Genomic DNA, 18,823 nt, shown 5'->3' on the forward strand with positions numbered 1-18,823 from the left:
CATGAGCAATCTGCAAATCGGCCAGCTGCCGGTCGTGCGTCAACGCCGTTTGTGGCTCCGTGCCTTGGGCGTGGTGCTGGTGCTGCTGGCACTGGGCGCCGCGCTGCTGTTCAGCCAGCGCGAAACCATCCGCCTGGCTGCGCAAAGCTACGCGTTCGGCTACCCGCTGGTGCTTACCGAACTGACCCGCGACAACTTCACCCACGGCATCGCCCCGGCCAATCGCCTGGTACATGTGCCGGCGTTTCCTGAGGCCAGCTTCCGCGACATCGTGCGGCCCAACGTCGACACCCTGTATTCGCTGGCCTGGCTGGACATGGACGCCGGGCCCTGGGTGTTCGAGCTGCCGGCCAGCGAGCGCTATCTGGTGATGCAATTCCTCGATGCCTGGACCAACGTATTCGCCAGCCTCGGCCCGCGTACCACCGGCACCGCCGGCGGGCGCTTCCTGTTGGTCGGACCGACGTGGCAGGGTGAGGTGCCGCAGGGCATGACCCTGCTACGTGCGCCGACGCGCATTGCCTGGCTGCTCGGCCGGGTGCAGACCAATGGCAAGGCCGACTATGCGGCCGTGCACGCGATCCAGGCCCAGGTCGGCCTGCGCAGCCTGGCCGACTGGCAACTGGGCAGGCCGGCCACGGCCGAACCGTTCAAGCTGCCGGAACACAAGGCCGAGCCACCGCTGTACCAGCTGCGCGCGCTGAGCGCCGAGGCCTTCTTCGGCCGCCTGGCCGCGCTGCTGGTGGACAACCCGGCGAGTGACAAGGACGCCGCCGCCCTGGCTGATCTGCAACAACTCGGTGTGCAGCCCGGTGCCGCTCCGCAATGGGGTTGGCTGCAACGCCAGTCGGCGCGCCTGGGCATCTGGCTGGCCGAGCGGCAGATGCACCAGGCCCTGCAGCGCCCCGAGGGGCTGGTCAACGGCTGGCGTCAGCCACCCATGCACATCGGCGCCTATGGCGACGACTACGGCCTGCGCGCCGTGGTGGCGATGGCTGGTTTCGGCGCCAACCTGGCGGCGGATGCCATCTACCCGAATGCCTCGGTCGACGGCCAGGGCCAGGCACTGCAGGGTGGGCAGCGTTATCGCCTGCACTTCGCCGCAGGCGAGTTGCCGCCGGCGCGGGCCTTCTGGTCGGTGACCGCCTACGACGGCGACGGCTATCTGATCGCCAATCCGCTGAGTCGCTATGCCCTCGGCGACCGCGACCCGCTGACCTACAACTCCGACGGTTCGCTGGATATCTACCTGCAGGCCAAGGCGCCGGGTGAGTCGCAGCAGGGCAACTGGCTGCCGATTCCCGCCAGCGGGCCGTTCAGCCTGACCGGGCGCATCTACCTGCCCGAGCAGCGCGTGCTCGACGGGCAATGGCAGATGCCCGCCATCGACCATCTGCAGGAGTGAGCCATGCAGCGCCGTGACCTGTTGAAGAGAGCCGCGGCGCTGACCGCCGCCGGCATCGCCACACCGCTGCTGGGCACTGCCTCGGCGGCCGTGGCACCGCGCCTGGGACGCAAGCCGAACATCCTGCTGATCGTCACCGACCAGCAACGCGCTCACCAGGACCTGCCCGATGCCGTGCCGCTACCCGGCCACGAGCGCCTGTTGCAGCGCGCGGCGAGCCTGGGCAATTTCCACGTCAACACCACGCCCTGTTCGCCGTCGCGCTCGGTGCTGTTCACTGGCCAGCACACGCAGCAGACCCTGATCACCGCCAACCTCGGCCTGCCGCCGTTCCGCGAGCTGTCGCCGCAGATTCCCACCCTCGGCCACATGCTGCGCGAGCAGGGTTATCTGACGGCCTACAAGGGCAAGTGGCACCTGTCGCACATCGAGCAGTCGAGCAACCTCACCTACGGTGTGGTGCAGCCGAGCACCGATGCGCTGCTGCCGTACGGCTTCGCCGACTACAACCTGAATGGCGACCCGCACGGCTCGCTGATGACCGGCTTCATTTATGACAAGGTCACCGCCAGCGACTCGGTGGCCTGGTTGCAGCAGCACCGCAGCGACGAGCAGCCGTGGTTCCTCGCGGTCAACTTCGTCAACCCGCACGACATCATGTTCTACAGCTCGGGGATCAAGCAGGAGCAGAGCCGCCTGCGGCGCAACTTCCTCGGGCCGATCTCGCCGGGGCCGAGTACCGGTCTGTACGAAAAGCACTGGGATCTGCCGCTGCCGAAGAGCTTCTATGCCGAGGACCTGAGCCGCAAACCCTGGGCCCAGCGCGCCGACGTGGAGCTGTGCAACAACGTCTACGGCCGCCTCGACCCCAAGGACGAGCAGGCCTGGCAGGGCCTGCAGAGCTATTACCTGAACTGCGTGCGCGACGTCGACCAGTCCATCGAGCAGGTGCTGCTGGCGCTGGAAAACAGCGGCCTGGCCGACGACACCATCGTCATCCTCACCGCCGACCACGGCGAGATGGCCGGCGCGCACCAGCTGCGGCAGAAGGGCCCGCACATGTACAAGGAGAACACCCGGGTCAACTTCATCGTCCGCCACCCGGATGTCGCGCAGGGCTTCACCAGCCAGGCGCTGGGCTCCACCGTCGACATCGTGCCGACTGTGCTGGAGCTGGCCGGGCTGGATGCCGCCGGGCAGGCCGAGCGCTATCCGCAGCTGGCCGGCGTCAGCCTGACCGAGAGCATCGGAGGGGCGAGCAGGCGCTCCGTGCGCGACGAGCGCGGCCACCTGTACGACTACGGCGTGGTCATGTACCTCGATCCGGAGTTCACCGAGGCGGTGATGCGTGACCATGACCAGGTCACGCCCTGGGCGATCATCCAGGAATCGTTGGCGCAGATGCAGCTCGGTCCGTCGATGAAGAACCGCGCGCTGTTCCGCGGCATCCACGATGGCCGCTACAAGTTCGCCCGCTACTTCGCCGCCGAGGACCACCACATCCCGGCCAGCTTCGACGACCTGCTGGCGCGCAACGATCTGGAGCTATACGACACCGAGAACGATCCGGACGAGCTACACAACCTGGCCGCCGACCCACAGGCACAGCGCACCCTGATCGAGCGCCTGAACGGCCGCCTCACCGAACTGCTGGCCCTGGAAGTCGGCGTCGATGACGGCCGTGAACACCCGGGGCCGACCTTTCTCTACAGCTAAAGGAGTCATCCATGCTGAAAATCGCCAAAGTTGTGCTGCTGGTGTTCTGGCTGCTGGCGCTGGTCAACCTGCTGCAGCCCTTCGCCGGTCCCTGGCTGAGCTGGGCGGCGCTGCTGATCCTGGTCGTTCATGTGCTGGAGATCGCCGTGCTGCACGGCCGCCTGCAACGTCAGGCCGAGCCCGCAAAAGATCGTCTGCTGGTGCTGTTGTTCGGTGTGTTGCACGTGCGCGATCTGAGTGCCTGAGCGAATCAGCTTGAACCGCGCTGCGCTTGTTCGGGTCTGTTCTGGTACGGCGCTTTCGCCAGCATGGACCCCAAGGAGTAGCCCATGGACCTTATCCGCATCCTCATCGCCATCCTGCTGCCACCACTGGGCGTGTTCCTCCAGGTCGGCTTCGGTGGCGCCTTTTGGCTGAACATCCTGCTCACCCTGCTCGGCTACATCCCGGGCATCGTGCACGCGGTGTACATCATCGCCAAGCGCTGAAGGGCAGAAACGAAAAAGCCGCGCGATTGCGCGGCTTTTTCTTTGCATTGCTTGGTGGGCCCACACGGACTCGAACCGTGGACCAAAGGATTATGAGTCCTCTGCTCTAACCGACTGAGCTATAGGCCCTCAGAAGGAGCGGCGGATTATACCGGCGCCTTTTCCGTGCTGCCAATTGGTAGCGGGCCGAGAAAATTGGCGGCGAAGGCCTCGGCGCTCAGTGGGCGACTGACCACGTAACCCTGGATCTGCGCGCAGCCTTCGCTGGTCAGGAATATCTCCTGGGCCTTGGTTTCCACGCCTTCGGCGATCACGGTCATTTGCAGGCTGCGGCCGAGGGCGATGATGGCGCGGGTGATCGCGGCGTCATCCTGGTCGTTGGGCAGGCCGCGGATGAACGACTTGTCGATCTTGAGGATGTCCAGCGGCAGGCGCTTGAGGTAGCTGAGCGAGGAGTAGCCGGTGCCGAAGTCGTCGATGGCCAGCTGCAGGCCGAGGTCCTTGAGCTCCTGCAGGATCAGCAGGGCCTCCTCGGCCTGGGTCATGATGAAGCTCTCGGTGATCTCCAGTTGCAGCATGTCGGCGCTCAGGCTGAAGTCGGCGAGGGTGCCGGCGATGCGCTCGGTCAGTTGTGGCTGGCGCAGCTGGCTGCCGGACAGGTTGACCGACAGCGGGCCGAACGGCGCGTGACTGCTCTGCCATTCACGCATCTGCCGACAGGCTTCCTGCAGCACCCAATCACCGAGCTGCAGGATCATGCCGTTATCTTCGGCCAGGGGAATGAAGCGGTCGGGCGGGATCTCACCGAAGATCGGGTGGTGCCAGCGAATCAACGCCTCGGCGCCGATCAGCTGGCCGCTGTGCAGGCACAGCTTGGGCTGGTAGTGCAGGCTCAGCTCATCGCGTTCGAGGGCGCGGCGCAGTTCCAGTTCCAGGGTCATGCGCTCGTTGGCCTGGAAGGTCAGGTTGCGCGTGTACATCTCGACGCGGTTGCGGCCCTTGGCCTTGGAGCTATACATGGCCGCGTCGGCATTCTTCACCAGGGTGGCGACGTCGTTGCCGTCCTCGGGGAACAGGCTGATGCCGATGCTGGCGGTGATGTAGAACTCGTGGCCATCGGCCTGGAACGGCGCGCTGAAACAGCTCAGCAGCTTGGTCGCGATGCGCTCGGCATCGCGTGGCTGGTGCAGGCCCGGCAGCAGCACGATGAACTCGTCGCCGCCCAGGCGGGCCACCGTGTCGATGTCGCGCAGCTGCTCGCGCAGGCGCAGGGCGATGCCCTTGAGCAAGTGATCGCCGACCGGGTGGCCGAGGCTGTCGTTGATGTGCTTGAAGCGGTCCAGATCGAGGAACAGTACGGCGCCATGCCGATGCTCGGCGCGAGCGTCGTTCAGCGCGGTGTCCAGGCGGCTCTCGAACAGCATGCGGTTGGGCAGGCCGGTGAGCGGGTCGTGGTGGGCCTGGTAGTCGAGCCGAGCCTGGGCGTGCTTGAGCGAGCTGATGTCGGCGAACACGCCAACGAAGTGGGTGATCTGCCCGTCCTGATTGCGCACCGAGCTGATGGTCAGCCATTCCGGGAAGGGCTCGCCGTTCTTGCGCTTGTTCCAGATCTCGCCCTGCCAGTGGCCTTCGGCGGCCAGCTGGTGCCACATGGCGGCGTAGAAGGCGCTGTCGTGGCGGCCCGAGGCGAGTAGACGCGGGCTCTGGCCCAGGGCTTCGGCCTCGCTGTAGCCGGTGATGGCGCTGAAGGCGCGGTTGACCGCGGTGATGCGCTGGTCGAGGTCGGTGATCATCACACCTTCGGCGGTGCTCTCGAAGACGGTGGCGGCCTGGTGTAGGCGTGCCTGCATCTGTTCGCGCTCGGTGATGTCGCGGGCGATGATCAGCATGCACGGCTCGCCTTCGATCATCAGCGGCTGCACCGCGAGTTCGCTGAGGCGCAGCTGGCCGGTTGCGGTGTTGATCCAGGCGCGGAAGTCGTGCACTGCGCCCTGGCTGCGGACTTGTGCAACCATCGCGTCGCGCACCTGGGGTTGGGCCCAGAGGCCGAGGGCCAGGGTGGTGCGGCCGATCACCCGCTGGTTGTCGTGGCCGGTGATGCGGAAGAAGCCGTCGTTGGCCTCGAGGATCGTACCGTCGGCCTGGCGTGTGATTAGCAGGCCGTCCGGCGAGGCGTGGAAGGCCTTGGCGAACTTCTCCTCGGATAGCTGCAGGCGTTGCTGGGTGCGCTGCAGCTCGGTGATGTCGCGCACGGCCACCACCAGCGCGGGCTGGCCATCCATGTCGATGTGCTGGGCGGAGATCAGGCCGCTGAACTGCTCGCCATTGCGCCGGCGGAAGGGCATCTCGATGTTGTTGAGCACTTGCTGTTGCAGGCGGTCGAGCAGCATCGGTCCGACGCTCGGCAGACCCCAGATGTCCAGTTCGCTGGCGGTCTTGCCGACGGCCTCCTGGGCGCTGATGCCGAGCTGTTGCTCGAAGGTGCGGTTGACGGTGAGTAGCACGCCGTCGACCCGGCGGGCGATGACCAGAATGTCCGGGCAGTGGTGGAAGACCAGAGCGAACTTTTCCTCCGAGAGGCGCTGCGCCTCTTCGCTGTGCTTGGCCTCGCTGATGTCGATCATCAGGCCGCGCAGCACGGTGCCTTCGGCGCCGGAGATCAGCGTGACGATGTCGCGTATCCACACGGTGCGACCGTCGGCGGCGAGCATGCGGTAGTCCAGGCTGTGATCGAGGCCGGCGCTGCTCTGCTCGCGGCAGTAGTTCTCGGCCCAGTGCGCGTCGTCCGGGTGCAGGGTGCGCTGCCAGAAGCCCGGCTCCAGCCAGGCGGCCTGGGGATAACCGAGCAGCTTCTCGGCATGCGGGGAGACATAGGTGAAGCGGTAGTCGGCCAGGCTCATCTGCCAGGCGATGGCGTTGAGGCTCTCGACCAGGCCGCGGTAATGCTGCTCGCTGTTGCGCAGCTGCTCCTCCAGGGCATGGCGGCCTTGAATCTCCTGGCGCAGGCGCCGGTTGATGCGCAGCACGGCGGCCAGAATCAGCAGGGCCAGGAGCAGGGCAGGCATGCCATATAGCAGCAGCGTCAGCTGCCAGCTGTCGCGTTCGTCCAGTACGCCGCCGACCCAGGGCTCCTGCAGGGCGGCGACTTCGTCGGCGCTGAGCTCGGCGAACAGGCGGTCGAGAATGCCGATCAGCACCTGGTGGTCATGCGGCGCGGCCATCGCCAGCTGGTAGCGGTAGGGCGTTTCGCCGTTCACCTGCAGGCCTTCGAGCTTGAGCCGGCGCATGCCCCAGACGCTGGAGGCGAGGTCGCCGATCATCGCATCGGCCTGGCCGGTGGCTAGGGCCTGCAGGGCGGCGTTCACGCTGGGCAGCGGCAGCAGGTTGAGGTCGGGGTGCTGGTTGCGCAGCAGTTCGTGTGGTGCGTAATCCCGCACCACTGCGACCTTCAGTCCGTAGAGCTGCCCCAGCTTGCTGGGTTGCGGGCCGTTGCGGTGGGTGAGGATAACGATGGGGAAGTCGAGGTAGGGGCGGGTGAAGGCCAGGTCCTGCTGCCGTTCCGGCGTGGACATGATGCCGGGCAGCAGGTCGAGCTGGCCGCTCTTGGCGCTGGCCATGACTTCGCTCCAGCTGCTCGGCTCGACCGGCACGATATCGACGTTGAGCCTTTTCTCGACCAGCTCCACATAGGCGGCGCTGAGGCCGCTGTAGCGGCCCTGGTCGTCACGGAATTCGAAGGGCGGCCAGGAGGCATCTATACCCAGGCGCAGCTGTGGGTGTTCTGCCAGCCAGGCCTGTTCCTCCTGGCTGAGCTCGAGAGCTGCAGCCGGGAGCGCCCAGCACGCCAGACACGACAGGAGAATGGCTAGCAGACGCGACATGCGGCGGTTCCGGAAAGCGTTGGAGACTCTTGCAGTGTAGCCGGACAGAAAACAAAAACCCCGGCGTTGGCCGGGGTTTCTGTGATCACTCGTCGAGGAACGAGCGCAGATGCTCGCTGCGAGTCGGATGGCGCAGCTTGCGCAGCGCCTTGGCCTCGATCTGACGGATACGCTCACGGGTAACGTCGAACTGCTTGCCCACTTCCTCGAGGGTGTGGTCGGTGTTCATGTCGATACCGAAGCGCATGCGCAGGACCTTGGCCTCGCGGGCGGTGAGCCCGGCCAGGACTTCGCGGGTAGCTTCCTTGAGGCTCTCCACGGTAGCCACCTCGATCGGCGACTGCATGGTGGAGTCCTCGATGAAGTCTCCCAGGTGCGAATCTTCGTCGTCGCCGATCGGCGTTTCCATGGAGATCGGCTCTTTGGCGATCTTCAGTACCTTGCGGATCTTGTCCTCAGGCATCTCCATGCGCTCGCCAAGCTCTTCCGGAGTCGGCTCGCGGCCCATCTCCTGCAGCATCTGACGGGAGATGCGGTTGAGCTTGTTGATGGTCTCGATCATGTGCACCGGAATACGGATGGTGCGCGCCTGGTCGGCGATCGAGCGGGTGATCGCCTGGCGGATCCACCAGGTGGCGTAGGTCGAGAACTTGTAGCCGCGACGGTATTCGAACTTGTCCACTGCCTTCATCAGGCCGATGTTGCCTTCCTGGATCAGGTCGAGGAACTGCAGGCCGCGGTTGGTGTACTTCTTGGCGATGGAGATCACGAGACGCAGGTTGGCCTCGACCATCTCTTTCTTCGCCCGGCGAGCTTTCGCTTCACCGATGGACATGCGGCGGTTGATGTCCTTGATCTCGGCGATCACCAGGCCGGCGTCGGCCTCGATGGCGGACATCTTTTCCTGGCAGCGCTGGATGTCGCCCAGCAGGTTGCCGATAGCTTCGGCGTACTTGGCCTTGCCCTTGGCCAGGCCGGCGGCCCAGTCCTGGGAAACTTCGTTGCCGGGGAACAGCTTGAGGAAGTCGGCACGCGGCATGCGGGCATCACGCACGCACAGCTGCATGATGGCGCGTTCCTGGGAGCGTACCTGATCCAGAGAGCTGCGCACGCGCTCGACCAGAGCGTCGAACTGCTTGGGCACCAGCTTGATCGGCATGAACAGTTCGGCCAGGAGCTCTTGCTCCTTGTCCGCCTGCTTGCTGCCACGGCCATGCTTCTTCAGGGCCTTGCGGGCCTTTTCCAGCTGCTCGGCAACGGCGCCAAAGCGGCGAGCGGCTTCTTCCGGGTCCGGGCCACCATCGCCTTCGTCATCGGAGTCGCTGTCGCCTTCTTCGTCTTCTTCCTCTTCGTCCTTGGCCTCGGCGGCGGCTTCCTTCAGCTCAGGCTCGACTTCTTCGGCCGGCAGGCTGCCGTCATCCGGGTCGATGTAGCCGCTGAGAACGTCGGACAGGCGGCCACCTTCGGTGGTGACGCGCTGGTATTCGGCGAGGATGCTGTCGACGGTGCCCGGGAACAGGGAGATGGCACCCATGACTTCGCGGATGCCTTCCTCAATGCGTTTGGCGATTTCGATCTCGCCTTCGCGGGTCAGCAGTTCCACGGTACCCATTTCGCGCATATACATGCGCACCGGATCGGTAGTGCGGCCGATATCGGTCTCTACCGCAGCCAGAGCCGCAGCGGCTTCTTCGGCAGCGGCTTCGTCGGTGTCGGCCTCGGCCAGCAACAGGGCATCCGCATCCGGAGCACTCTCGAATACGTTGATCCCCATGTCGTTGATCATGCGGATGATGTCTTCCACCTGTTCCGGATCGGAAATATCCTCCGGCAGGTGGTCGTTGACCTCGGCGTAAGTCAGGTAACCCTGCTCACGACCACGGCTGATCAACTCTTTCAAACGAGACTGCTGTTGCGCTTTTCCGGACATAGCACCCTATCCACTGAAGGTCTTGGCGGGCTGAAAATAAGCCGAGGATTATACCTGATTTGACGGGTCAGGCGCCAGTTGGGGTCTTGCTGTCGGGCGATGATGTGTGGCTGAACTGCTCTCGCAGCAGGGCCTTCTCCTCATCGCTCAGTTCGCTGGGGCTCTTGTGCATGACGCTCCGCAGTAGCTGATCGCGTCGTTTCTTCAGCTGGCCATTGGCAAGTGTAGTAATGGTGTCGAAGAACTGCTTTTCAAGATTGTCGCCCTCGATCAGCCATTCCTTTTCTGCCAAAGCGCGCAGTAGACGGCCCTGCTCGGTGCCGTGCCAGCGGGCGATCAGCTGCAGCGAGCGCAATTTCGGGCTCTTCTGCACGGCGCCGACCAGTGCTACCAGCAGCTGGGCATAGGTGTCGCCTTCGTCGGCGAAGTGGCTGACATCTTCGACTTTCTGCGCTAGCTGCGGGTGATGCAGCAGGGTGCGCAGGGCGGTCAGGGTGGGTGATTCGACATGCACCGGCTTGCGTGGTGGCGCGTTATCGCGCGAGCCCTTCTTCCAGTCGCCACCTTTTTTCCACTCGCCATCCTTCTTCCAGGCCTTGCCTTCGCCCTTCTGCCAGGGCTTTTTCTGTTCGTAGGCTTCGGCTGGCGGCTCGATATGGTCGGCATAGTCGGCGATGTCGCCGTAATCTGGCTGGACGTCGTAGTAATGGCCGTAGTCCGCCGCCGGCTCGTGGCTGGCGGGTGTGCTGGGGGTAGCTGGCGCGCTCTGCGCGACCTGCATCAGCATCTCGCCGGAGAGACCGGTGATCTCGGACAGGCGCTGGCGCATCAGCGCGCGCAGGTGATTGCCGGGGATCTTCTCGATCAGTGGGGCGGCCAGGGTCACCAGGTGCGCCTTGCCTTCCAGTGAGCGCGGGTCGGCTTCTTCCGAGAGCTGCTGGAAGAAATAGTCGGCCAGCGGCTGGGCGTGTTGATTGATGCGGGCGCGGAAGGCGTCGGTGCCTTCGCTGCGTACCAGGGTGTCCGGGTCCTCGCCCTCGGGCAGGAACAGGAAGCGCGCGCGCTTGCCGTCCTGCAGGTTGGGCAGAGTGGATTCCAGGGCACGCCAGGCGGCCTTGCGCCCGGCGGCGTCGCCGTCGAAACAGAACAGCACGCTTGGCACCAGGCGGAACAGGCGCTTGAGGTGCTCCTCGCTGGTCGCCGTGCCGAGGGTCGCCACCGCGTTGCGCAGACCTTGCTGGGCCAGGGCGATGACGTCCATGTAGCCCTCGACCACCATGATCTCGTCGAGGTCGCGGTTGTTCTTGCGCGCCTCGTACAGGCCGTAGAGCTCCTGGCCCTTGTGGAATACCGGGGTCTCGGGGGAGTTCAGGTACTTGGGCTTGTCGTCGCCCAGCACGCGGCCGCCGAAGGCGATGATGCGCCCGCGGCTGTCGCGGATGGGGAACATCACGCGGTCGCGGAAGCGGTCGTAGATGCGGCCGTTCTCGGCGTTCTCGATCAGCAGGCCGGCATCGATCATGGCCTTCTGCTGCAGTTTGTCGCCGGCCAGGTGTTTGTGCAGGTTGTCCCAGCCCGGCGGGGCGAAGCCGAGGCCGAAGTCGCGGGCGATCTCGCCGGTCAGGCCACGGCCCTTGAGATAGTCGACCGCCGACTTGCGCGTTGGGTGGCTCTTCAGGGCCTGGCGATAGTAGTCGGCGGCAGCGGTCAGCAGCGGGTAGAGCGGAGAGTCGGTGGGCTGGCGTGGGGTGCGGCCACGGCCGCTTTCCTCGCGCGGGATGTCCATGCCGGCGCGCTTGGCCAGATCCTCGACGGCCTGGGGGAAATCCAGGCTGTCGTGATCCATGATGAAGCCGAGGGCGTTGCCGCCGGCGCCGCAGCCGAAGCAGTAGTAGAACTGCTTGTCCGGGCTGACGCTGAAGGAGGGGGTCTTCTCCTTGTGGAACGGGCAGCACGCCGAGTAGTTCTTGCCGGCCTTCTTCAGCTGGATGCGCGAGCTCACCACCTCGACTATGTCGGTGCGGTTGAGCAGGTCGTCGATGAAGGACTGCGGAATCAGACCGGCCATGGCTCGTCAGCGTGAAGGTGGGAAGGCGGCAGCATAAACGAAAAAACTCCGGCCATCGCCAGCGGGCGACGCGGAGTCAGAAATGCAAAACCCGGCCGAAGCCGGGCTATGCGAAAGCCTTTAGCGGCGCGACTGATAACTCAGTACAGGCGCTCGCGGCGACGCTGCTCGCGCTGCACTTTCTTGGCGTGACGCTTAACAGCGGCAGCAGCCTTGCGCTTACGCTCGGTGGTCGGCTTCTCGTAGAACTCGCGCGAACGAACTTCGGCCAGAATGCCGGCTTTCTCGCAGGAGCGCTTGAAACGACGCAGAGCTACGTCGAAGGGTTCGTTCTCTTTAACTTTGACGGCTGGCATCCAGGTCGTACCTTCACTGTTTTACCGAATGGACGACGCGATCCGGCAAGGGCACGGGAGTACGTCGGTTTTCAAGGGCTGCGGATATTAACGCCTCGCGCCTCGGAATGCAAAGCCTCTGATCGAAAAGCGCTGGCTGGGCCAGAGGGCGGCGATTATCATGCGCGCCTCCTTATATAGCCAATGTTGAAGGTCCTAACCCCATGCTAGTGCTGGGCCTGGAAACCTCCTGCGACGAGACCGGCGTCGCGCTTTACGACAGCGAACGCGGCCTGCTGGCCGATGCGCTGTTCAGCCAGATCGACCTGCACCGCGTCTACGGCGGCGTAGTGCCGGAGCTCGCCTCGCGTGATCACGTCAAGCGCATGCTGCCGTTGATCCGCCAGGTGCTGGACGAAGCCGGCGCCACCCGCGAGCAGATCGAGGCGATCGCCTATACCTCCGGCCCCGGCCTGGTCGGCGCGCTGCTGGTCGGCGCCGCCTGCGCCCAGGCCCTGGCGTTCGCCTGGGGCATCCCGGCGGTCGGCGTGCACCATATGGAAGGCCACCTGCTGGCGCCCATGCTGGAAGAAACGCCGCCGGCCTTCCCGTTCGTCGCCTTGTTGGTCTCCGGTGGCCATACCCAGCTGGTACGGGTCGATGGCATCGGTCGCTATCAGTTGCTCGGCGAGTCGGTGGACGACGCTGCCGGCGAGGCCTTCGACAAGACCGCCAAGCTGATGGGTCTGCGTTATCCGGGCGGGCCGGAGATCGCTCGCCTGGCCGAGCAGGGCACGCCGGGGCGCTTCACCTTCCCGCGGCCGATGACCGACCGACCGGGTCTGGACTTCAGCTTCAGCGGCCTGAAGACCTTCACCCTAAACACCTGGCAGCAATGCCGCGACGCCGATGATGCCAGCGAGCAGACTCGCGCCGACATCGCCCGTGCCTTCCAGGAGGCGGTGGTCGACACCCTGACCATCAAGTGCAAGCGCGCGCTCAAGCAGACCGGCCTCAACAGTCTGGTGATCGCCGGCGGCGTGAGCGCCAACTCGGCTCTGCGTCAGTCGCTGGAGAGCATGCTGGCGGGGCTCAAGGGCAAGGTGTTCTACGCCCGCCCGCGTTTCTGCACCGACAACGGCGCGATGATCGCCTACGCCGGCTGCCAGCGCCTGCTGGCCGGCCAGCACGAAGGGCCGGAGATCAAGGTGCAGGCGCGCTGGCCCATGGAGCAGCTGCCGGCGATATGAGCCAGGCTCAGCTCAGCGATTAGAAATGTCGTTCGCGTCCGGCCAGCAGGTCGCGTAGATTGCCGCGATGGCGCCAGACGATCAGCCCGGTCAGCACGCACATGGGCAGTAGTGCCGCCGGCTGCTGCCAGGCCAGCAATGGCAGGGTCAATGGTGTGGCGATCAGCGAGGCCAGCGAGCTGGTCCGCGTGAGAAAGAAGGTCAGCGCCCAGGCGGCGAGGGCCAACAGGGCGGCTGGCGGATAGAGACCGAGCAGCATGCCGGCGGCAGTGGCCACGCCCTTGCCACCGCGGAAGCGGAAGTAGATGGGGTAAAGGTGGCCGATCACCGCGGCCAGACCGATCCAGGCCTGCTCTTGAATCGAGAGGCCGAGCAGATAGGCGACCATGACCGGCAGCAGGCCCTTGGCCAGATCGCCGAGCAGGGTCAGTACGGCGAGCCTCTTGCCTGCTACCCGCAGCATGTTGGTGGCGCCCGGATTACCCGAGCCGCTGGCGCGAGGGTCAGGGCCGCCAGCCAGACGGCTGAGCAGGATGGCGAAGGACAGCGAGCCGAGCAGATAGGCGAGCAGTACCAGCAGCCAGAACATGGTATCCATTCCGGGGCGAGAGAGTCCCGATTCTAGCGGCGGGACCAGGGTCTTGTCGTGCAGCGGAGACGAGGTTTGGACAAGGTTTTCATCGAGGGTCTGGAAGTCGACACCCTGATCGGTGCCTACGACTGGGAGCGTGGCATTCGTCAGTGCCTGCTGCTCGACCTGACGTTTGCCTGGGACATTCGCCCGGCCGCCGCTGATGACGACCTGAGCAAGGCCCTCGACTACGCCGCGGTGAACCAGAGCGTCCAGGCCTTCGCCAATGCCGCCCGTTTCGAACTGGTGGAAACTTTTGCCGAGCGCCTGGCCGAGCAGCTGCTCAAGGAGTTCGGCATGCCCTGGCTGCGCCTCAAGGTGACCAAACCGGGCGCCAACCCGCAGGCGCGCGCCGTGGGCGTGGAAATCGAGCGCAGCCAGCCATGACTGCGATCCTCCTCGGCCTCGGCAGCAACAGCGAGCGCGAGCTGCACCTGAGTGCGGGGCTCGACGCCCTAGCCGAATTTCTCGTCGATCTGCGTTGCTCGCCGGTGTTCGAGAGCCGTCCGGTGGGGATCAAGAGCGGCAACTTCTACAACCTGGCGGTCAGCGCCCGTACCGATCTGCCGCTGGCAGAGCTGGATCGTCGGCTCAAGTGCATCGAGGCCGATAACGGCCGCTACGCGCCGGAGCGTAAGGGGCTGCCGCTGGATATCGACGTGCTGATGTATGGCGATTTGGTCGGCAGCTTCGATGGCCTGGTGCTGCCGCGCGCGGAGATCCTGAAGAACGCCTTCGTGCTCTGGCCATTGGCACTGCTGGCGCCGGCGGTGCGGCATTCCGGCACCAACAGAGCCTTCGCCGAGCTCTGGCGCGAGGCGCAGATCGAGCAGCAGCTGTGGCCGGTGGCGTTCCAGTGGCGCGGCGCCGAGCTGACCCCGGCCGCGCTGCTTCAGGACAACCCGGCGCCGCTCTAAGCCCCTGCCTGCGCCTTGTAGACCTTCAGCGCTTTCAGGCGCTCGCCCTTGAGCGCCTCACCTAGTTCCGCGCCCTTCAACCCACGCTCGACCAGTGGCTGCACCGCTACCGCGCGGGCGGCCTGCATGGCACCGCGCAGGTAGGTGGCCTGCGGGTAGTCGCGTTGCTCCAGACCGAGGCGGCCGCGGGCGTCCATCTCGCAGGCGGCGAGAAACTCCTCGAAGCGTTGTGGCCGGCGATACACGTCGAAGCTCTGCAGCAGCTCCAACAGGGTATTGGCGCGCAGCTCCAAGGCGCGATGGCTGTGGGTGTGGTACTCGCCGACCAGCAGGGCCAGCTCGGCGCAGTCCTTCGGTACCTTGCAGCGCCGATTCACCGCGTCGATCAGCTTGAGGCCGCGATGCTCGTGGGCGATATGCCGTGGCCATTCGCTTTCCGGAGTGCGGCCCTTGCCTAGGTCATGCAGCAGGCAGGCCCAGCGTACGGTCAGCGGCTGTTCATGCAGGGCGCACTGCTGCAGGACCATCAGGCAATGCGTACCGGTATCCACTTCGGGATGGTGCGCCTCGGGCTGCGGTATGCCGAACAGCGCGTCGAGCTCCGGTAGCAGATGGGCCAGGGCACCGCAGTCGCGTAGCACCTGGATAAATACATCCGGGCGTGGCTCCAGCAGGGCGCGGGAGATTTCCTTCCAGCTGCGTTCGGGCGTCAGGGCTTCCAGCTCGCCGGAGTCGGCCAGCTGGCGCATCAGTGCCAGGGTCTCGTCTGCCACACGAAAGCCCAGCGGTGCATAGCGGGCGGCGAAGCGCGCTACGCGCAATACGCGCAGCGGATCCTCGGCGAAGGCGGGGGAGACATGGCGCAGCAGGCGGTCTTCGAGATCCTGCAGGCCGCCGTAGGGATCGATGACCTGGCCGTCGTCGTCCTCGGCCATGGCATTGATGGTCAGGTCGCGGCGGATCAGGTCTTCTTCGAGGGTCACCTCGGGGCTGGCGTGGAAGGTGAAGCCGCCATAGCCCTTGCCCGACTTGCGCTCGGTGCGGGCCAGGGCGTACTCCTCGCCGCTGCTGGGGTGGAGGAACACCGGGAAGTCGCTGCCGACCGGACGAAAGCCTTGGGCCTGCATGGCCTCGGCGGTGGCGCCCACCACCACCCAGTCGATATCGCTGACCTCGCGGCCGAGCAGGCGGTCGCGCACGGCGCCGCCAACCTTGTAGATCTGCATGTCGATTCCTCCATTGCCGCGGAGGATAAGCGAAAGCGCCGGCCGACGCTGCCTCGTCGCCGGCGCCTGGGTGAAAAGGTTCAGATGGGCGGGATCACCAGATCCAGACGCGGGTATTCGTTGTCGCTGTCCTGCTCGTGCCGTGGCGGAACGTGCTGCACGCCGACCACCTGCTCGCCGCGCATGCTCTCCAGGTGAATGTCGAAGCCCCACAGGCGGTGCAGGTGCTTGAGCACCTCAGCGGTGGAGTCGCCCAGCGGTTTGCGGTCGTGCTGGTAGTGGCGCAGGGTCAGCGAGCGGTCGCCGCGGCGGTCGACGCTGAATATCTGGATGTTGGGCTCGCGGTTGCCCAGGTTGTATTGCGCGGCCAGGGTCTCGCGAATCTGCCGGTAGCCCGGCTCGTCGTGGATGGCGGGAATCAGCAGGTCGTCCTTCTGGTCGTCGTCGAGCACGCTGAACAGCTTGAGGTCGCGGATCACCTTGGGCGAGAGGAACTGCAGGATGAAGCTCTCGTCCTTGAAGTTGGCCATGGCGAACTTGAGGGTGGATAGCCAGTCGCTGCCGGCGATGTCCGGGAACCAGCGCTTGTCCTCCTCGGTGGGGTTCTCGCACAGGCGGCGCAGGTCGCTGTAGATGGCGAAGCCCAGGGTGTAGGGGTTGATGCCGCTGTAGTAGGGGCTGTCGAAGCCGGGCTGGTAGACCACGCCGGTGTGCGACTGGAGGAACTCCATCATGAAGCCTTCGGTGACCAGGCCCTCGTCGTACAGGTCGTTCATCAGGGTGTAGTGCCAGAAGGTGGCCCAGCCCTCGTTCATCACCTGGGTCTGGCGTTGCGGGTAGAAGTACTGGGCGATCTTGCGCACGATGCGCACCACCTCGCGCTGCCAGGGTTCCAGCAGTGGCGCGTGCTTCTCGAGGAAGTACAGGATGTTTTCCTGCGGCTCGGCCGGCCAGCGCTTGTTGTCCTGCTCATGACCCTTGCCGCTACCCTTGGGAATGGTGCGCCAGAGGTCGTTGATCTGCTTCTGCAGGTGTTCCTCGCGGTCCTTCTGCCGGCGCCGTTCTTCCTCGGCGGAGATCGGGTAGGGGCGTTTGTAGCGGTCCACGCCGTAGTTCATCAGGGCGTGGCAGGAGTCCAGCAGCTCCTCAACCGCGTCGATGCCGTGGCGCTCCTCGCACTGCATGATGTACTGCTTGGCGAACACTAGGTAGTCGATGATCGAGCTGGCGTCGGTCCAGGTGCGGAACAGGTAGTTGCCCTTGAAAAAGCTGTTGTGGCCGTAGCAGGCGTGGGCGATCACCAGTGCCTGCATGCACATGGTGTTCTCTTCCATCAGGTAGGCAATGCACGGGTCTGAGTTGATCACGATCTCGTAGGCCAGGCCCATCTGCCCGCGCGAGTAGCCCTTCTCAGTGGCCAGGAAGTGCTTGCCGTAGGACCAGTGGTGATAGCCCAGCGGCATGCCCACCGAGGCATAGGCATCCATCATCTGCTCGGCGGTGATCACTTCGATCTGGTTGGGATAGGTGTCCAGCGCGTAGCGCTCGGCGATGCGCGCGATCTCGCGGTCGTACTGGCGGATCAGCTCGAAGGTCCACTCCGAACCGGTGGACAGCGGCTGGCGTCGTTTCTCGGCTGCGCTCATGGTGCGGCCCTCAGGTGACCATGCGGCGCTGGAACAGCTCGCGGAACACCGGGTAGATGTCTGCGGCGGAGACCAGCTGCTGCTGGGCGAAGGATTGGGCGAAGGTCTCGCTGACCTGTTCGTACTCGTACCACAGCGCCTGGTGCTCGCGCGGGGTGATCTCGACGTAGGTGAAGTACTGCATGAACGGCATGATCTGGTTGATCAGGATGTCGCGGCACACCGGCGAGTCGTCGTTCCAGTTGTCCCCGTCCGACGCCTGGGCGCCGTAGATGTTCCACTCGTTGGTCGGGTAGCGCGCGGCCATGATCTCCTGCATCAGCTTCAGCGCGCTGGAGACGATGGTGCCGCCGGTTTCGCGGGAGTAGAAGAACTCCTCCTCGTCGACTTCTTTCGCGCTGGTGTGGTGGCGGATGAACACCACCTCGATGCGCTCGTAGTTCCGCTTGAGGAACAGGTACAGGAGGATGAAGAAGCGCTTGGCGATGTCCTTGGTCGCCTGGGTCATCGAGCCGGAAACGTCCATCAGGCAGAACATCACCGCCTTGGAACTGGGGTTGGGCTGCTTGACCAGCAGGTTGTACTTGAGGTCGAAGGTGTCGAGGAAGGGGATGCGGTGGATGCGCGCGCTGAGCCGCTCGATCTCCTCCTGCAGCGCCTGGATGTCGCCGAAGTTGTCCGGCTCCTCGCGCTTGAGTCGCTCCAGTTCGGCCTTGGCCTCGCGCAGCTTGCTGCGGCTGGAGCCGGACAGGGCGATGCGCCGCGCGTGGGCCGAGCGCAGGGTGCGGACGATGTTGATGCGGGCTGGGTTGCCCTCGTTGCTGATGCCGGCGCGTACCGTCTTGAAGGTGTCGGTACCGGTCAGGTGGCGCTTGATCAGGTTGGGCAGCTCCAGGTCCTCGAACATGAAGTCGAGGAACTCCTCCTGGGTGATCTGAAACACGAACTCGTCCATGCCCTCGCCGGAGTTGCTCGCCTTGCCCGGGCCGCGTCCGCCGCCACCGCCCTGCGGGCGTGGCACATGGTCGCCGGAGCTGAACTCCTTGTTGCCGGGATGAACGATGGTCTGCCGACCGCCACGACCGTGGTGCAACACCGGCTCGTCGATGTCGCGGCCGGGAATGCTGATCTGCTCGCCGTGCTCCATGTCGGTGATGGAGCGCCGGCTGACCGCCTCCTCGACGGCCTTCTTGATGTGCTCACGGTAACGCCGCAGGAAGCGCTGGCGGTTCACCGTGCTCTTGTTCTTGCCGTTCAGGCGCCGGTCTATCACATAGCTCATAGCGTCTCCTTAGCGCATACGCCCTTGCGGGCGTATGGCAGCCGGCGC

General features: G+C 65.2%; 15 protein-coding genes and 1 tRNA gene. 7 read left to right on the plus strand and 9 right to left on the minus strand.

What is annotated here, in order from left to right; all coding sequences use genetic code 11:
* Position 1: 1 nt before the first annotated feature.
* From IP89_RS05195 to IP89_RS22915, 4 genes are all read left to right on the plus strand, one after another.
* Positions 2-1,405, plus strand: a complete 1,404-nt coding sequence (locus tag IP89_RS05195) for a DUF1254 domain-containing protein (protein ID WP_052080960.1) — start codon at positions 2-4, stop codon at positions 1,403-1,405.
* 3 nt (positions 1,406-1,408) lie between these two features.
* Positions 1,409-3,121, plus strand: a complete 1,713-nt coding sequence (locus IP89_RS05200; protein ID WP_043308126.1) for a sulfatase-like hydrolase/transferase — start codon at positions 1,409-1,411, stop codon at positions 3,119-3,121.
* A gap of 11 nt (positions 3,122-3,132) precedes the next feature.
* Positions 3,133-3,366 carry a DUF1145 domain-containing protein gene (locus IP89_RS05205; RefSeq protein ID WP_043308127.1) on the plus strand — a complete coding sequence of 78 codons (234 nt, stop codon included), beginning with the start codon at positions 3,133-3,135 and terminating at the stop codon, positions 3,364-3,366.
* A gap of 84 nt (positions 3,367-3,450) precedes the next feature.
* Positions 3,451-3,609 (plus strand): YqaE/Pmp3 family membrane protein, encoded by a 159-nt coding sequence (locus IP89_RS22915; protein WP_003084988.1) that lies wholly within the window; start codon positions 3,451-3,453, stop codon positions 3,607-3,609.
* 52 nt (positions 3,610-3,661) lie between these two features.
* Here IP89_RS22915 and IP89_RS05215 read toward each other — a convergent pair.
* The 5 genes from IP89_RS05215 to rpsU form a co-directional block, all read right to left on the minus strand.
* Positions 3,662-3,738 (minus strand) — tRNA-Ile (locus tag IP89_RS05215).
* 17 nt (positions 3,739-3,755) lie between these two features.
* Complete coding sequence (locus IP89_RS05220; RefSeq protein ID WP_043308128.1) at positions 3,756-7,490, minus strand: bifunctional diguanylate cyclase/phosphodiesterase; 3,735 nt, start codon at positions 7,488-7,490, stop codon at positions 3,756-3,758.
* 85 nt (positions 7,491-7,575) lie between these two features.
* Positions 7,576-9,420: an RNA polymerase sigma factor RpoD gene (gene rpoD, locus IP89_RS05225; RefSeq protein ID WP_043308129.1), complete on the minus strand. Its 1,845-nt coding sequence runs from the start codon at positions 9,418-9,420 to the stop codon at positions 7,576-7,578.
* Between the two features lie 67 nt (positions 9,421-9,487).
* Positions 9,488-11,488, minus strand: a complete 2,001-nt coding sequence (gene dnaG / locus IP89_RS05230; protein WP_043308130.1) for a DNA primase — start codon at positions 11,486-11,488, stop codon at positions 9,488-9,490.
* A gap of 140 nt (positions 11,489-11,628) precedes the next feature.
* Positions 11,629-11,844: a 30S ribosomal protein S21 gene (rpsU, locus tag IP89_RS05235; protein WP_043308131.1), complete on the minus strand. Its 216-nt coding sequence runs from the start codon at positions 11,842-11,844 to the stop codon at positions 11,629-11,631.
* A 203-nt stretch (positions 11,845-12,047) separates the two neighbouring features.
* Here rpsU and tsaD point away from each other — a divergent pair, with 203 nt between their 5' ends.
* A complete protein-coding gene (gene tsaD / locus IP89_RS05240) occupies positions 12,048-13,073 on the plus strand; it encodes a tRNA (adenosine(37)-N6)-threonylcarbamoyltransferase complex transferase subunit TsaD (RefSeq protein ID WP_043308133.1) in 1,026 nt (341 codons plus the stop codon).
* Positions 13,074-13,092: 19 nt separating this feature from the next.
* Here the strand turns inward: tsaD and plsY are convergent, their stop codons facing one another.
* Positions 13,093-13,662, minus strand: a complete 570-nt coding sequence (plsY, locus tag IP89_RS05245) for a glycerol-3-phosphate 1-O-acyltransferase PlsY (protein WP_043308134.1) — start codon at positions 13,660-13,662, stop codon at positions 13,093-13,095.
* Between the two features lie 75 nt (positions 13,663-13,737).
* On the opposite strand from plsY, the gene folB reads away from it, so the two are divergent.
* Together folB and folK are read left to right on the plus strand one after the other, a co-directional pair.
* Positions 13,738-14,091, plus strand: a complete 354-nt coding sequence (folB, locus tag IP89_RS05250) for a dihydroneopterin aldolase (protein ID WP_043308135.1) — start codon at positions 13,738-13,740, stop codon at positions 14,089-14,091.
* On the plus strand, positions 14,088-14,621 hold the full coding sequence (gene folK, locus IP89_RS05255; RefSeq protein WP_043308137.1) for a 2-amino-4-hydroxy-6-hydroxymethyldihydropteridine diphosphokinase: 534 nt from the start codon (positions 14,088-14,090) through the stop codon (positions 14,619-14,621). The genes folB and folK overlap by 4 nt, the downstream gene beginning before the upstream one ends.
* Here folK and IP89_RS05260 read toward each other — a convergent pair.
* The 3 genes from IP89_RS05260 to IP89_RS05270 all read right to left on the minus strand — a co-directional run bounded on the left by IP89_RS05260 (position 14,618) and on the right by IP89_RS05270 (position 18,775).
* Complete coding sequence (locus IP89_RS05260) at positions 14,618-15,847, minus strand: multifunctional CCA addition/repair protein (RefSeq protein WP_043308139.1); 1,230 nt, start codon at positions 15,845-15,847, stop codon at positions 14,618-14,620. The two genes, folK and IP89_RS05260, sit on opposite strands and share 4 nt — an antisense overlap.
* Positions 15,848-15,927: 80 nt before the next feature.
* The gene (locus IP89_RS05265; RefSeq protein ID WP_043308140.1) at positions 15,928-17,493 is read right to left on the minus strand and encodes a SpoVR family protein; all 1,566 of its coding nucleotides are present in this window, start codon (positions 17,491-17,493) and stop codon (positions 15,928-15,930) included.
* 10 nt (positions 17,494-17,503) lie between these two features.
* On the minus strand, positions 17,504-18,775 hold the full coding sequence (locus IP89_RS05270) for a YeaH/YhbH family protein (protein ID WP_043308141.1): 1,272 nt from the start codon (positions 18,773-18,775) through the stop codon (positions 17,504-17,506).
* Positions 18,776-18,823: the final 48 nt, after the last annotated feature.

Origin of the sequence: Pseudomonas sp. ML96 (genome assembly GCF_000761545.1) — a bacterium.
In the GTDB taxonomy this organism is placed as follows: Bacteria; Pseudomonadota; Gammaproteobacteria; order Pseudomonadales; family Pseudomonadaceae; genus Aquipseudomonas.

Bases quoted from the DNA above. Each gene is read 5' to 3' on its own strand.
- IP89_RS05195 (WP_052080960.1), top strand. From the start codon at position 2: ATGAGCAATCTGCAAATCGGCCAGCTGCCGGTCGTGCGTCAACGCCGT.
- IP89_RS05200 (WP_043308126.1), top strand. From the start codon at position 1,409: ATGCAGCGCCGTGACCTGTTGAAGAGAGCCGCGGCGCTGACCGCCGCC.
- IP89_RS05205 (WP_043308127.1), top strand. From the start codon at position 3,133: ATGCTGAAAATCGCCAAAGTTGTGCTGCTGGTGTTCTGGCTGCTGGCG.
- IP89_RS22915 (WP_003084988.1), top strand. From the start codon at position 3,451: ATGGACCTTATCCGCATCCTCATCGCCATCCTGCTGCCACCACTGGGC.
- IP89_RS05220 (WP_043308128.1), bottom strand. From the start codon at position 7,490: ATGTCGCGTCTGCTAGCCATTCTCCTGTCGTGTCTGGCGTGCTGGGCG.
- rpoD (WP_043308129.1), bottom strand. From the start codon at position 9,420: ATGTCCGGAAAAGCGCAACAGCAGTCTCGTTTGAAAGAGTTGATCAGC.
- dnaG (WP_043308130.1), bottom strand. From the start codon at position 11,488: ATGGCCGGTCTGATTCCGCAGTCCTTCATCGACGACCTGCTCAACCGC.
- rpsU (WP_043308131.1), bottom strand. From the start codon at position 11,844: ATGCCAGCCGTCAAAGTTAAAGAGAACGAACCCTTCGACGTAGCTCTG.
- tsaD (WP_043308133.1), top strand. From the start codon at position 12,048: ATGCTAGTGCTGGGCCTGGAAACCTCCTGCGACGAGACCGGCGTCGCG.
- plsY (WP_043308134.1), bottom strand. From the start codon at position 13,662: ATGTTCTGGCTGCTGGTACTGCTCGCCTATCTGCTCGGCTCGCTGTCC.
- folK (WP_043308137.1), top strand. From the start codon at position 14,088: ATGACTGCGATCCTCCTCGGCCTCGGCAGCAACAGCGAGCGCGAGCTG.
- IP89_RS05260 (WP_043308139.1), bottom strand. From the start codon at position 15,847: ATGCAGATCTACAAGGTTGGCGGCGCCGTGCGCGACCGCCTGCTCGGC.
- IP89_RS05265 (WP_043308140.1), bottom strand. From the start codon at position 17,493: ATGAGCGCAGCCGAGAAACGACGCCAGCCGCTGTCCACCGGTTCGGAG.
- IP89_RS05270 (WP_043308141.1), bottom strand. From the start codon at position 18,775: ATGAGCTATGTGATAGACCGGCGCCTGAACGGCAAGAACAAGAGCACG.